12 protein-coding genes are annotated in these 12,855 nt (G+C 66.3%); 7 read left to right on the plus strand and 5 right to left on the minus strand.

The annotated features are described in order from the left end of the window. Window positions 1-23: 23 nt before the first annotated feature. The 4 genes from HWX32_RS01590 to HWX32_RS01605 are packed head-to-tail and all read left to right on the plus strand — an operon-like array spanning window position 24 to window position 4,007. On the plus strand, window positions 24-1,277 hold the full coding sequence (locus HWX32_RS01590) for a hypothetical protein (protein WP_175934469.1): 1,254 nt from the start codon (window positions 24-26) through the stop codon (window positions 1,275-1,277). A gap of 16 nt (window positions 1,278-1,293) precedes the next feature. Then, window positions 1,294-2,805, plus strand: coding sequence for a lysine--tRNA ligase (gene lysS, locus HWX32_RS01595; protein WP_175934470.1), 1,512 nt, complete (start codon window positions 1,294-1,296; stop codon window positions 2,803-2,805). Further along, window positions 2,806-3,441, plus strand: a complete 636-nt coding sequence (locus HWX32_RS01600; protein WP_175934471.1) for a hypothetical protein — start codon at window positions 2,806-2,808, stop codon at window positions 3,439-3,441. It abuts the gene before it with no gap. Window positions 3,442-3,458: 17 nt separating this feature from the next. Then, entirely contained in the window at window positions 3,459-4,007 is a 549-nt protein-coding gene (locus tag HWX32_RS01605; RefSeq protein WP_175934472.1) for a hypothetical protein, read from the plus strand. A gap of 14 nt (window positions 4,008-4,021) precedes the next feature. On the opposite strand, the gene HWX32_RS01610 is transcribed toward HWX32_RS01605, so the two are convergent. From HWX32_RS01610 to HWX32_RS01620, 3 genes are all read right to left on the minus strand, one after another. Further along, window positions 4,022-5,125, minus strand: coding sequence for a hypothetical protein (locus HWX32_RS01610; RefSeq protein WP_175934473.1), 1,104 nt, complete (start codon window positions 5,123-5,125; stop codon window positions 4,022-4,024). Window position 5,126: 1 nt separating this feature from the next. Further along, window positions 5,127-5,837 (minus strand): hypothetical protein, encoded by a 711-nt coding sequence (locus HWX32_RS01615; RefSeq protein WP_131820168.1) that lies wholly within the window; start codon window positions 5,835-5,837, stop codon window positions 5,127-5,129. 67 nt (window positions 5,838-5,904) lie between these two features. Further along, window positions 5,905-7,164: a hypothetical protein gene (locus HWX32_RS01620; RefSeq protein WP_175934474.1), complete on the minus strand. Its 1,260-nt coding sequence runs from the start codon at window positions 7,162-7,164 to the stop codon at window positions 5,905-5,907. Window positions 7,165-7,432: 268 nt separating this feature from the next. Between HWX32_RS01620 and HWX32_RS01625 the strand changes: the two genes are divergently transcribed. Further along, window positions 7,433-8,431, plus strand: a complete 999-nt coding sequence (locus HWX32_RS01625; protein ID WP_175934475.1) for a hypothetical protein — start codon at window positions 7,433-7,435, stop codon at window positions 8,429-8,431. Window positions 8,432-8,464: 33 nt separating this feature from the next. Then, a complete protein-coding gene (locus tag HWX32_RS01630) occupies window positions 8,465-9,847 on the plus strand; it encodes a hypothetical protein (RefSeq protein ID WP_175934476.1) in 1,383 nt (460 codons plus the stop codon). Window positions 9,848-9,850: 3 nt separating this feature from the next. On the opposite strand, the gene HWX32_RS01635 is transcribed toward HWX32_RS01630, so the two are convergent. Further along, complete coding sequence (locus HWX32_RS01635; RefSeq protein WP_175934477.1) at window positions 9,851-11,299, minus strand: serine/threonine-protein kinase; 1,449 nt, start codon at window positions 11,297-11,299, stop codon at window positions 9,851-9,853. Window positions 11,300-11,304: 5 nt separating this feature from the next. Further along, entirely contained in the window at window positions 11,305-11,976 is a 672-nt protein-coding gene (locus HWX32_RS01640) for a hypothetical protein (protein ID WP_175934478.1), read from the minus strand. A gap of 38 nt (window positions 11,977-12,014) precedes the next feature. Here HWX32_RS01640 and HWX32_RS01645 point away from each other — a divergent pair, with 38 nt between their 5' ends. Continuing rightward, window positions 12,015-12,752 carry a hypothetical protein gene (locus tag HWX32_RS01645; RefSeq protein WP_175934479.1) on the plus strand — a complete coding sequence of 246 codons (738 nt, stop codon included), beginning with the start codon at window positions 12,015-12,017 and terminating at the stop codon, window positions 12,750-12,752. Window positions 12,753-12,855 lie beyond the last annotated feature (103 nt).

Below are 12,855 nucleotides of genomic sequence, written 5' to 3' on the forward strand. Positions count from 1 at the left end.
GCGAGCGGGTAGACTGCTTAACCATGTCTGCAGCCCCCATCGCCGATCTGCTCGCCGAACGCTTCGGGTTTTCGTTTACCGCCGACCAGGTGCAAGAAACCGGGCGCACTGAAACCTCCACGCTGTACACCGCTGCCGACGATAAAGGCCACGCGGTTGAGGTGGAGGTCTTCGACGCGCCGGTGGACGGCTCGGTGTCGGAGGACGTGAACACGCTGAACCAGCGCTTGGCGCTCGCGGCGCACCCGGGGGCGTTCCAGCCGCGCAGCGTGGGCACCACCGGCGACAACCAGCTGTTCGTGCTGCGCGAGGCGCCCACGGGCACCCCGCTAGCCGAGCTCATCGAGCAAAAGGGGCCCACGTTTACCCCGGACGAGGTGCAGGCGCTGCTGGGCCCCATCGCGGAAGCGGTGGATGATTACGACTTGAAGGGCCTGTCCGGCTTTGTCACCCGCTCGCTGTCGCCGGAGCGCCTCTTGGTGCAGCCGCAGTGGTCCACCACGCCGGTGAAGATGACGCTTGTGGGCCCGAGCCTGGACGCCGCGGCGCAGGTGGGGGAGCTGGATATCGCGGCAGCGAACGTGCAGAAGTTCGCAGCGGTGGTCTCGCTCATGACGGGCCAGCCGCCGCGGGACGGCGTGAAAACGTGTGCGGAGGTGTTGGGGGCGGAGCCCGTCGATAAGCATGTGCCCGAAGCCTCCGCTGTCGCCCCGCGCCCGGAGGACGGCTACCGCAAGCCGCCGGAGCCCTACGCGTACGGCCCGGACGGCCAATACGCGCGCCCCACGGAGGCGAAGAAGCAGCGCAACCCGTGGGTATGGGTGATTGCGCTTCTGGTGGCTCTGCTCGTGGCACTTGGCGCGCTGTGGTACTGGTGGGCGAACCGCGGCGAGGAATGGGCGGGCGCGGAGGCGCAGATCGCCGAGACGTACCCCAACATCGTGTCCAGCCGCGAGGGCCTCGACGGATGGAAGGACCTGAAGTGCGAGTACGGCACGCCGGACGCCGACCAGGAGGGCAAGATCCGCTGCGCCGACGAAAACCTCGGGCTTTCCGTGGTGAAGTACGCCGACGAGTTCGACCGCGACGCCGCGGTGCCGGGGCCCGAGGACGCAACCGTGCTGGGCAGCGGCGAGTGCACCATCAACTCCTATGTGCTGCCGGACGCGCAGCCGCCGGCGTTCGTGATGACGCCGCAGGACAAGCCGGAATACCTGTTCATCATCAACGGCTTCGAGTCTGAGAACCAGCGTCTCGACCTGCCGGTGTGTGAGTAAGCTAAGCTTACTCGGCGTGAGTACGCAGGATCTTTCAGAGCAGCAAACCATCCGCCGCGAGAAGCGGCAAAGGCTTATCGACGAAGGGCGCGACGCCTACCCCGTAGAAGTCGACCGTACCGTGTCGCTCCGCGAGCTGCGCGCGAAGTACGACGGCGCCCTCGAGGCGGGGGATGAGACCCAGGATATTGTCGCGGTTGCCGGGCGCATCATGTTCCAGCGCAACACCGGCAAACTCTGCTTCGCCACCCTGCAGGAAGGCGACGGCACCCAGCTGCAGGTCATGCTCTCGCTCGCCGAGGTGGGCGAGGAAGCGCTGGCGCAGTGGAAGGCCGACACCGACCTGGGCGATATCGTCTCCGTGCGCGGGCGCGTGATCTGCTCGAAGCGCGGCGAGCTCTCCGTCATGGCGCAGTCCTGGCACATGGCGTCGAAGGCGCTCTCCCCGCTGCCTGTGGCGTTCGCGGACATGAACGAAGAGCAGCGTGTGCGCCGCCGCTACACCGACCTGATCATGCGCGAGGATGCACGCAAGAACGCAATGACGCGCATCAAGGTGATCGCGGCGGTGCGCAAGTACCTCACGGGGCTGGATTTCGTGGAGATTGAGACCCCGATGCTGCAGACGCTGCACGGCGGCGCGGCTGCGCGGCCGTTCGTCACCCGCTCCAACGCTCTGGACATCGACCTGTACCTGCGCATCGCCCCGGAGCTGTACCTGAAGCGCGCGGTCGTCGGCGGCATTGAGCGCGTCTTTGAGATCAACCGTAACTTCCGCAACGAGGGCGTGGATTCCTCGCACTCGCCGGAGTTCACCATGCTGGAGACGTACCAGGCGTGGGGCACCTACAAAGACGGCGCCGAGATGATGAAGGGGCTCGTGCAGTTCTGCGCGCGCGAGGTGTTCGGCTCGGAGCAGGTCGAGCTTCCCGACGGTTCCACGTACGACTTCTCCGGCGAGTGGCAGGTGCTGGAGATGTACCCGAGCCTGAACGAGGCGCTGCAGCGCAAGTTCCCCGGCCAGCCTGAGGTCACCGTGGATTCCTCGGTGGAGGAGCTCAAGGGCATCGCCGAGGCGATCGGCCTGAAGGTGCCGGAGAACGCCGGCTGGCTGCACGGCAAGCTGGTGGAGGAGATCTGGGAAGAACTGTGCTCCGACCAGCTTTACGAGCCGACGTTTGTGATCAACTTCCCGGTTGAGACCTCCCCGCTGACCCGCGACCACCGCGAGAAGCCCGGCGTGACCGAGAAGTGGGACCTCTACGTCCGCGGCTTCGAGCTGGCCACCGGCTACTCGGAGCTGGTTGACCCGGTGATCCAGCGCGAGCGCTTCGAGGACCAGGCGCGCTTGGCCAGCGCCGGCGACGACGAGGCGATGGTGCTCGACGAGGACTTCCTCGCCGCCATGGAGCAGGGCATGCCCCCGACAGCCGGCTGCGGCATGGGCGTCGACCGCCTGCTGATGGCACTGACCGGCCTGGGCATCCGCGAGACCGTGCTCTTCCCGATGGTGAAGCCGGAGGCGTAAGTGAAGCGGGGTGTTGTAATCGCCGCGGCCGCACTCGCAACCGCGGCAACGGTAGCCGGTTGCGGCACCGAGGGGGACGAGCTGGCAGAGCAGGCGCAGCCGGTGTTTACGTCGGTGACGTCGGCGTCGGCGGAGGCGGAGGCGTCGGCCACGGAGTCGTCTGCCACGCAGGCGAAGAAACCGGCAACGAAGGCCGAGGAAACCACGTCGGCCAAGGAGTCGTCGACAAGCGCAAGCCCGAGCCCGAGCTCTAGCACCGCACCAAATACCGGCCTGAACACTGGCCGCTACATCGATGCCGCCGGGCGCGGCGAGTGGGTGGAGGAAGTCTCTACGCCGGCGTGCGACGGGCGAAACATCCTGATTCTGGACTCGATCATCGATTACGGCGACCGCAGTGACACCATCAACCGCATCGCGGACCTGGTGATGTTCGCGGACCCGAGTGGCAAGCCGCGTCGCTTCATGGCGCCGGGGCACTGCCCGTCGCTCCGCGCGCAGCTGGACGGCAACGACATCTACCCCGTGTACCTCGACTTCGGCTCCGACGTGGACGGAATGTGCGCCGCGAAGGCCGCCCAGGGCGGCAACGGGCGCGTGCTGAGTAACCGAAGCGAGTACGTAGACCCCTGCTAGTTCGCTACCATCCCGGTATGCGCACAACACTGAAACGCGGCTGCGCGGCCGCCGCAGTACTCGCCGCGTTTGCTGCGGCCGGTTGCACCCCAGAGCGCGGCGAGCGCGAGGAGCTACCTGAGCCCACGCCCGTCGCTGCCGCTGACGGCGACTCGGAATCAGAGGCCGAGACCGAAGAGCCGGAAGATGAGGCAGCCGAAACCGAGGCTCCCGAAGATGAGGCCGAGGAACCCGAAGAGGATGAAGATGAAGACGCACCCGCGCCCCCGGACTGCACGGATGCCGCACTGCAGGCCTCGCCCGGGTTCGAGCGCTTCGCGTTTCACGACGGCTGCCGCGGCAACTTCGCCCGCCCCGGCGTGCCGAACTCCGGCGTGATCGCGCTGGCCTGGTGGAACGGGAAGCACTGGGAGCTTGTCGAACCCGACGGCATCTGGGACGGCATGGGCATGCAGCGCCCCTGCCACAACCGCGAAAAGCTCGAGGACCTGGGTGTGCCCGGCGAGCTGATTAAGCAGGAAGCGATCTGCGGCGAGTACGGCCCGGGGCAGGAGCCACAGAACTAGTGCAGCACTAGCGGCTAGGACTGCTTCCAGGTGGCGTCCTCGCCGTCCACCTGGGCCACGTGCACCAGGAAGCGCTCGGAGCGCATCTCCGGCTCGAAGTCGCCGCAGAACTCGATGGCGGCGGTCTCGCCCTCTTCGAGCGTGTAGCCGCCGGTTTCCGTCATGCGCATCTCAACTGTCTGGCCGTTGGGGAAGATGGCGTAGAGCGGGCCGGGGATCTGGAAACGGTTGGCGTAGCCGTTTCGCGTACCCAGGGTGAAGTCCATGACCGCGCACGCCCGCGCGGAAGCGTCGCCGTCGCGCTGCAGGTCGGTGCTTTTGAGGGTGAGGGTGGAGTTGTCGAAGCGGTCATCGTCGACAAGCAATTGCTCGCCCGGCGCCTTCGCCTTGCCCTGCGCGTCGGCGAAGAGTTTCGCGGTGACGGCGGGGGAGGCGGGTTGGACCTCGAGGAACTCCGGTTTGGAGAAGTCGAAAAGACCGTGGTTGGTGCGGGAGAAGTCGTACTGCGTCTGCATGTTCTGCAGCTGGCGCGCGAGCGGGTAGAGCGTCTCGCAGGGGCCAGCTGCGCGCAGCCATGCTTCGGACATCATGGGGCTTGACGACGTCATGAAGCACGCCATCCCGTTCGAAGCCTGCGGGAAGACCTGATCATCGACCGATTCGAACTTCTCCGGGTCCTTGGTTTCCTTCCAGCCGATCAGCTCCCCGTCGCCGGTGGCGGTGGGATCCGGAAGCTGCGTTTTGGTGGTGCGCAGTTCCACACGCACTTCGTCGCCGTCGGCGGTGGTGACAAAGCCGGAGCAGGCCTGGTCCTCTTTGGTCACGTCGTGGATGCCGGCGGAAGCGTAGAAATCCTCGCCCAGGTCGCAGTCGCGCAGGCGGCCGGCATCCAACTTGGACGCGATCGTTTCGTCGTCCCATCCCAGCGGGCCCGTCGGCGCGGGCCGGAACGCCTTGAACGCCCAGAGTGCGGCCAGCAGCAGCGCCACCACCGCGAGGAGGATGAGGAAACCACGGACGACGCCGGGTAGGCCTTGGCGCTGGGGCTGGGCCGGTTGGGCCGGCTGGGCTGGCTGGGCTGGCTGGGCTGGCGGAGTGGGCTGGGCCGGGGCGGTCATGTTAATCGAAGATGCGGATCGGCTGCTTGATCACCAGCGGCTCGAAGCCGGGCTGGTACACCTTTGCCACCATCGTGTATTCACCGGTGAAGTCCAGGTCCCACGCGAACACTGCGTCGCAGCCGCCGCGGACGCTGTCCTCGCTGGCCAGCGTCATCGGCTGGCCGTGCTCGTCGAGAAGCTCCATGTCGATGCGGCAGGTGTCGTTCGAACCGAGTTCGCGCTTGTCCAAATCAACCGCATTGAGGGTGAGCTCGAGTTCTTTCGCGAAGTTCGAGTCGTAGCCTGCGGCGAGCACATATTGCATGTTGCCGTTCATGTAGCTGGCCGGTGCGATGACCTCGACGCTGGAGAAGCCCTGTTCCGGCAGGTTAGTGTACGTCGCCTTCACGTCGCGGGCGGTGCCGCCGCCGGGCGGCTGGGTGGACAGCAGGTAGGTGCCGTCACCGTTGTCCAACTCATCGTTGAAGGAGCCGCTGCCTTCCTGCTTCGCGCTTGTGGTGGAGCTGGTCTCCGCGCTCGATGTCTCAGAGCTGGTGGCCTCCGAGGTGGTGGTCTCCGCGCTGGTGGTGGCCTCCGAGCTGGTGGTCTCCACCGCGGAGAACGACGGCTCGCTCACCTCCGGCTCTTGTGCTTCGTTGCTGCACGCCGTCGCGGCGAGAGCGGTGGCGGCGATCACGCCAGCCAGGGCAGCGCGGTGGTTGCGCGACATATCAAACTCCGTTTTCTGCATCTTCTCTGCATGCTCGAGGTGAAAAAACTGCCGATAGTATACGCAGCTACACGTCCTCGGTGCCCTCTGCGTCGCCCTCATCTTCGCCAGCCGGGGCGGGTGCCGGTGCGTCGCCAACGACCCAGGTCATCCAACCCTCCTCGTCGGCGATGTAGGCCACGAAGGAATCGGAGGTGATGCCCGGGGTGAAGTTGCTGCAGTATTGCAGGTCGCTGCGGGTGTCGCCCGGGTGCAGGGAGATCCTGCCGTACTCCTCAAGCAGCTCAACGCGCTGACCGCTCGGGAAGATAGCCACGTAGGTGTCCGGGGTCTCGAAGTAGGGCACGTAGCTCTGTGACCGCTCGCCGAGCGTGAAGCTGGTGGTGATGCACACGCGCTTTCCGTCGCCATCTTCCGCGTCTTCAACCGAGCCGCCGTCCACGGCCATCATGGAGCCGTCGTGGTAGACCGAATCCACAGGCATGCCCTCGCCGAGCGGCACAGCGGCGTCGACGGCTTCCTTGAACAGGTCCGCCTGCACCGTCGGGGTGACCGGCTCAACGTCGAGGTAGTTCGGGCGCGAGAAGTCGAACAGCCCGTGGTCTTTGCGGGAGAAGTCGTACTGTTCCTGCAGGTTGTGCAGCTGGCGCGCCATCGGGTAAAGCACCTCGCACGGCGCGGACGCGGACATCCAGGTGCCCTTGAGCATTGGCTGCGAGCTGTACATCTGGCAGCGGTAGCCGGAACCGTCGGAGTTCGGCAGATCGTCAAGCGATTCCGGAATGCCCTCGGTCGGGTCCTTCGTCTGCTTCCAGCCGATAAGCTCCGGGTCGTTCGGGCTGGTGGCCTCGCCCTCCGGGCCGATTTCGGTGTACAGGGTCACGCGGATGTCCTTGCCGTCCGCGGTCTTTGCCACGCCGGTGCAGTAGCCTTCCTCGACGCGCACGTCGGTCACGCCGACAGAGTCGTAGAAATCCTGGCCCAGATCGCAATTCGTGATCTTGCCGCCGTCCAGCTTGGATTCCAGCGTCGCCTCATCCCAGCCCAGCGGTCCGAGCGGGGTGGAGCGCACCTTCTGGAAGATGAACAGCCCGCCGAGCAGGAGCGCGATGACGGCAAGAATCGCTAGCAGGATCTTCACCGGGTTCGGCAGCCCCGCGCTTTCCGACGGCTGCCGCTGCGGCTCAGGCTGCTGAGACGGCTGCGACCACGTCTGTGTCGTGGATTGTGTCGTGGGCTGTGCATTGTATGCGGTGCTGCCTGCGGGTTCCGGCTGTGGGGCGGGCGCGCCCCAGTCGTAGCCGCCGGGATTGTTCGGGGTGGACATAGTGCTGAAAGCTCCTTGGGAAACAACAACGTGGGATACGCGGTGCAGTATGCAAGGTAATGCCCCGGCTGCGTGTGGCAGCCGGGGAACATTCCCCACAGGGGTTAATAAAGCATTCCCACAATGCTTTTGCCATGATATTAACTTGTTTGCATTGTTTTCCCGTTTCTCGGTGCCCTGGGGGAATGCTCCCCGCGTTGCCGTGTGCGGGACCGTTTTAACGTTTACGCTGTGACGGAACGCGACACACGACTGAGAAAGGTGCACCATGGCACACTACGACCTGTATAACTCCATCGGCCTGGACCGCTCGAAGGACCCGGCAACGTTGGCGGCTGAGTTGGATGAGCGCATCAACTCCGGTGTGGCCACCAACCCCGGTGGTATGGAGGAGCTGAAGATCGCCCGAGGCATTCTTGGCGACGCTCAGCGCCGCACCCTCTACGATCAGAAGCTGGCGGACACGAACGCGCCCGACATCAACATTGCCGCGCTGCGCGACCTGGCTAACGCTGACTTCGGTGGAGCACAGGCAGGCGCTCCGGCGGGTGCGCCGGCCGGTGCCGCCGCAGGTGCTGCTTTCCCGGGTGGCGGTCAGGACGGCGCCACCAGCGTGAAGGTCTCCCCGGCAGGCGACGGCGAGAAGGGCCCGAGCGCACTCGACCGCGGCCGCGAGAGCTTCAACAAGGCGAAGGAGAACCTCACGCCGGCGATGGAGAAGACCCGCGCCGAGTACGCGCGTTCCTCCAAGGGCATCATCGCAGCCACCGCGATCGCCACCGCGCTGGTTATGCTGCTTATCTGGGGCCTGTTCGCCGCGTTCGGCGGCGATTCCGGCGAGCGCAAGGCGAAGGCCATTACGAACGAGTTCCTGCAGTTGCGCACAAACGAGGAGACGGAGCGCTGGCTCATCGACAACGCGGCAGGCGAATCACGTGCTGCAATCATCGACGAACTTGAGGTGGGCGACGGCTACACCGGCGTAGACAACTACTTCGGTGCGTCTGAGCCGAAGGCCGGCGAGGTGATGAACTTCAAGGACTTCGCGAAGATTTACAGCCGCTACGATGAGGACGCGTACTACCGTGGTCTCAGCCGGTTGGGTATGGATGAGGCATACTTCGTTCAGGTCAATAACTCCAACGGCAGCGGCGCTGGCGGCATGGTGATCGCATTTATCGAGGGTGGTAAGGCCAAGGTCGGTTACCTCGAGGAAGGCCTTCCGGACATCGATTCCGAGCTGTCCGATATCTACTCGCTCTTCTAACCCCCTGACCGCCCGCAACCCAGAAGGAACACCATGGTTGACTCCCAGCTCGCCAAGATCCTGAACGACAAGTACGCCTTGTCCAACGGGTCCGAGAAGGCCAGCACCGACATTTCCACCCTGTACACCGCCACAAACACGTGGGGCACCTCCACGGTTGAGGTGGAGTACTTCAACGACCCGGTGCCGGAGGCCGCCGCGGAGGAGCTGGCGAATGTCGCTGGCTCCCTGGGCTGGCTGGAGAACAACGCGGTGTTTACGGTCCGCGATTGCGGGCTCACCGAGGACAGCCGCCTGTACGTGCTGCGTGAGGAGCCGCAGGGCACACCGCTTCGCTCGCTTATCGACGGTCGCGCCACCTGGGGCACACCCTTTTCCAACCAGGAAGCCGAGCAGCTCTTGGGCCCTGTCGCCCAGGCTATCGACCACTACAACTCCGCGGGCCGCGCAAACTTCCTGTCGCGTTCCATCGACACTGACCACCTGCTCGTGCAGCAGGGCGGTCCAGTACCGCTGAAGCTGTCGCTGGTTGGCCCCACCGCAGGGGCGGGTCTGGCGTCCGAGAACAAGAACCGCCGCGCCTTCGCCGAGATCCTCGCGGAGATGACCGGCGCAGAGGTGGATGAGGAGGCGCTGGAGAACACCAACAGCGCCACCGACTACCTGCTGTCTGTGGTCCGGCCGCCGGCTCCACAGGCCCCGCCGGCAGCGGCGCCTACCCCGGAGCCGCAGTACTGGGAGCCGCAGCCGGAACCGGCGCCGCAGCCCGAGCCGGAGACGGAATCGATCCTGCCGCCGCCCCCGCCGGAGCCGGAAGTCCCCCGCCCGCAGCAGTACTTCCCGGACACGGACCCGGGCATGGAGCCGGTCGGTGGCACTGCGCAGTACGGCTACGCGGATTACCAGCAGCCCTACCAGGAGCCGCAGAAGAAGCGAAAGGCGTGGCCGTGGGTGCTCGCCGGCGTGCTGCTGCTCGGTGGCGCTGGCGCTGGCGGCTACTGGTGGTACACCCAGAACCCGCAGACTGAGCCGTGGACGGGCGTGAACGCGGAGATCGCGGAGCAGTTCCCGGACATCGTCTCCGACGAAGCGGAGGGCACCGGCTTCCAGGGCCTGACTTGCCACGCCGGCGAAGTTGCGGGCGATGAGAAAGGCAAGGTCCGTTGCGCCGACGCGGATGCTGGCGTGAGCATTGTGAAGTACGAAAACGTCGAGGCGCGCGACAAGGCCATCCCGGGCCTAGAGAAAGCGGAGCACTTCGGCAGTGAGTCCTGTCAGATCCGCAGCGTGAAGATGGAGGGCCAGGACCTGCCCGCCTACTACGTCGCCCCGGAGGGCGAGGAGCTCGGCGTGTACTCCTTCCTGGTCAACGGCAATGACGCGGAGCAGATGCGTCTGCGTCTGCCAATCTGCTAGCGCCTAGCACACCGGCAGGTTAAGCCGGTCGCGCTGCGCGTCCGGGCCCGCCACCAAGATGGCGTAGCGGTCGCGCGGCGCCTCCAGCACCACGGCGTACGCGTTATCGGACGCGCCGGGCAGCTGGCCGGAGCGGATGGTGCAGCGCGCCGAGGTGAACTCCTCCAGGCCGTCCGCGGGCACGGCGGCGGCGCGCTGCCCACCGGAGCCGTAGTCCGCCACCACGAAGGACACGCCCGGGCCGGTGCAGGACACCTTCGCGCGCTGAGCTCCCTCGGGCTCGCCGGCGGTGCAGGTGGTGCCCGCCCACCCGGCGCCGCCCTGGTGCTCGGCCACCAGCTGGGGGAACGCCGCGGCGATGGGTGCTTCCGGCGCTGCCCAAGGTTGTTCGCCGCCGAACACGTACAGCCCACCGGCGGCCGCGAGCGCGGCGACGGTCACGGTGGCCACCACCGGCTTCTTCCAACCGCGGCGGCGTGGCGTGGGGGTGTCGGGTGCCTGGTCGGGTGCCTGGTCGGGTGCCTGGTCGGGTGTTCGGTTGGGTTCGGGGTCGGTGCGCGGAGCCGTCGATAAGCGCGATTGCTCCAATGCCTCAAGAAACGCCCCGGCGGTGGGGAAGCGCTTCGCCGGGTCGTTGTCCAGCGCGCGGGTGAATACCTCGGAGGCGGGCACGCGCTCCAAATAGTCCAGCGGGCGGTCGCCGCGCCACGCCACATCGCTCATCGTGTTGGCCAGCTGCTGGCGCGACACCATCTCCAACGCAACCAGGGCAAACGCGTAGTTGTCTGAGGCTGGCGTGGGCTCCGGGGCGAGCAAATCCTCGCCCGGTTTGAACATCTCCGGCGCCATGTAGCGCGGTGTGCCCACGAAATGCCCCTCCTGGGTCACGCGCGGGTTGTCCGCAACGTGCGAGACCCCGAAATCCGTGAGCATCGCCCCGCGCGGCTGGAGGATGATGTTCGCGGGCTTGATGTCGCGGTGCACGATCGGCTCAGTGAGCGACCCGCCAGCGCGCCCCGGGTCGTCGGGGTTGTGCAGGTAATCCAGCGCCGAGGCGATCGGCGTCAGGATTTTCACCGTCTGGGCCACGGAGTAGCGCTGCGTGGTGCGATCGAGCGCGTCGGCAAGCGTGGGCCCGGGGCAGTACTCCATGGCGAAGTACGGCACGCCGCCCGGCGCGACTTGGCCCTGGTAGACCTGCACGATTGCCGGGTGGCGCAGCTGCGCCATCGTCTGCATTTCCTTGTTGAAGCGGTCGATGGAGCGCTGCTCGCCGATGAGGTTGGTGTTAATCGCCTTGATTGCCACGTCGCGGCCGAGGTGCATGTCGCGGGCTTTCAGCACCACGCCCATGCCGCCGCGGCCCGCCACCTCGCCGAGCTCGTAACCCTGCGAAGTGAGGTGCTCGACCAGCCCGTCCCATTGGTGCGAGGAAAAACCGTGCTCCATCATCGCCCCTACTGCGGCCGGTAGTGCTCAGCGGCGTACTTCGCCAGCTGGATGCGCCACGGCACCTGCGTGGGGCCTTTTTGGAACTCGGGCACGCCGGCGCGCTCCAGGGCGTCGACAATGCGCTGCATGCGCTGGTTCGTTTGTTTCTGCGTCCAGTTGAGTTGGGCAGCAAGCTTATCGACGCTCGGTGTCACCCGATGCGGTTCCGCCGACGGGTCCTGCCACAGCGGATCCGCGAGCGCCCGCAGCAACCGCAGCTGCTCCGCGTTCGGCTCGAAGCCTTCGGCGGTGAACGCGCCGTCCGGGGGAGGGGTGCGGTCCGCAGCCGGCTGGGGCACCGCGTTGAACAGGGCGATCTCGTAGGCCATGTGTTTCGTCTCGAACGTCACGGCCACCTCGCCCGGCGGCAGCGGCAGCGTGGTGTTCGGGCTGAGCCTCAGCGGGGTGAACTGGTTGCGGCCCCGCGCGATGATGCGGGCGGTAAGCGTTTCTCCAGCGTTGTGGATGTACCACGCGCCGTGGTGCTTCCAAATCTGCAGGAACCTGCGGTGCATTGCCGGGTCGTCCTCGCCGATCGGGATGGTGCCGGCGCGGCCGAGCATGACGGAATCGTCCGGGGTGAGGTGGTAGCGGTTGCCCACCAAATCGTCGACAAGCAAATGTCCTATAGGCAGCACGCGATGAATTCTATCGCGGAGCGCTAACATGATTCACCATGCGGTTGAAGCGAGAGACAATGGTGGCGGTATGCGCGGCGCTGGGCCTGGGCGCGGCATTGACGGGCTGCGCCGCCCAGGACGTGGCGGAGCCGCAAGCCCCCGCCTTCACCAGCATTCCCGACGAAACGGCGGGGGCCGAGGCCGAGTCGAAGACGGAGGAAGCCGAGGAAGACGAGGACTCTGACGAGGACTCCGAGGACGGGGAAGAAGGCACCAAGACCAAGGAATCCAAGGGCAAGGATTCCAAGGGCAAGGAGTCGGGCACGAAGGCCAAGGAGACCACCTCGCGCAAGCCTTCCGCCACGCGCGGGCCGGACGTGCCGGTCAACCCTGCCGCCTACGAGCGCGCCGGGATGAGCGTGTTCACCTATGACCTGGGCTCGTACTCCGGCACCTGCGCGATCTCTCCGCACGGCGCGACCTGCCAGGGCCGCACGCCGGCGGACGCACCGACGGTCACCGCGGTGCCGCTGCCGCCGCGCAAGGCCGACGCGATCTACACGGGCGACGACGGCATGCACTTCACCGTCTTCGAGGGCGTGGGCCCCTCGCAAGGCCGCGTGGAGGCAGGCCAGTCCATCACCGTGGAGGAAAACTCCTGCTGGTACCCAACGGACGACACGCTGCGCTGCCGTTCGCGCGGCAACACCTTCACCATCGAGCCGGACGGCACGATTGTCACCGACGGCCAGCTCGACCCGCCACCGGTGTGGACGCTGCCTGACTACTACTAGGGCGCTTTGCTGCTACCTTTGGCGAGAACTAATGTGAGTACCATGCAACACGACAGTTGTGTGAGACCCGGGACACACGCGTAGATTTCTACGCCCGTCCCGG

The sequence above is a fragment of the Corynebacterium sp. Marseille-P4321 genome (genome assembly GCF_903645305.1).
Classification (GTDB): domain Bacteria; phylum Actinomycetota; class Actinomycetes; order Mycobacteriales; family Mycobacteriaceae; genus Corynebacterium.

Coding starts and splice junctions, on each gene's coding strand:
- HWX32_RS01590 (WP_175934469.1), top strand. CDS start 24: ATGTCTGCAGCCCCCATCGCCGATCTGCTCGCCGAACGCTTCGGGTTT.
- HWX32_RS01605 (WP_175934472.1), top strand. CDS start 3,459: ATGCGCACAACACTGAAACGCGGCTGCGCGGCCGCCGCAGTACTCGCC.
- HWX32_RS01610 (WP_175934473.1), bottom strand. CDS start 5,125: ATGACCGCCCCGGCCCAGCCCACTCCGCCAGCCCAGCCAGCCCAGCCA.
- HWX32_RS01615 (WP_131820168.1), bottom strand. CDS start 5,837: ATGTCGCGCAACCACCGCGCTGCCCTGGCTGGCGTGATCGCCGCCACC.
- HWX32_RS01620 (WP_175934474.1), bottom strand. CDS start 7,164: ATGTCCACCCCGAACAATCCCGGCGGCTACGACTGGGGCGCGCCCGCC.
- HWX32_RS01625 (WP_175934475.1), top strand. CDS start 7,433: ATGGCACACTACGACCTGTATAACTCCATCGGCCTGGACCGCTCGAAG.
- HWX32_RS01630 (WP_175934476.1), top strand. CDS start 8,465: ATGGTTGACTCCCAGCTCGCCAAGATCCTGAACGACAAGTACGCCTTG.
- HWX32_RS01635 (WP_175934477.1), bottom strand. CDS start 11,299: ATGATGGAGCACGGTTTTTCCTCGCACCAATGGGACGGGCTGGTCGAG.
- HWX32_RS01645 (WP_175934479.1), top strand. CDS start 12,015: ATGCGGTTGAAGCGAGAGACAATGGTGGCGGTATGCGCGGCGCTGGGC.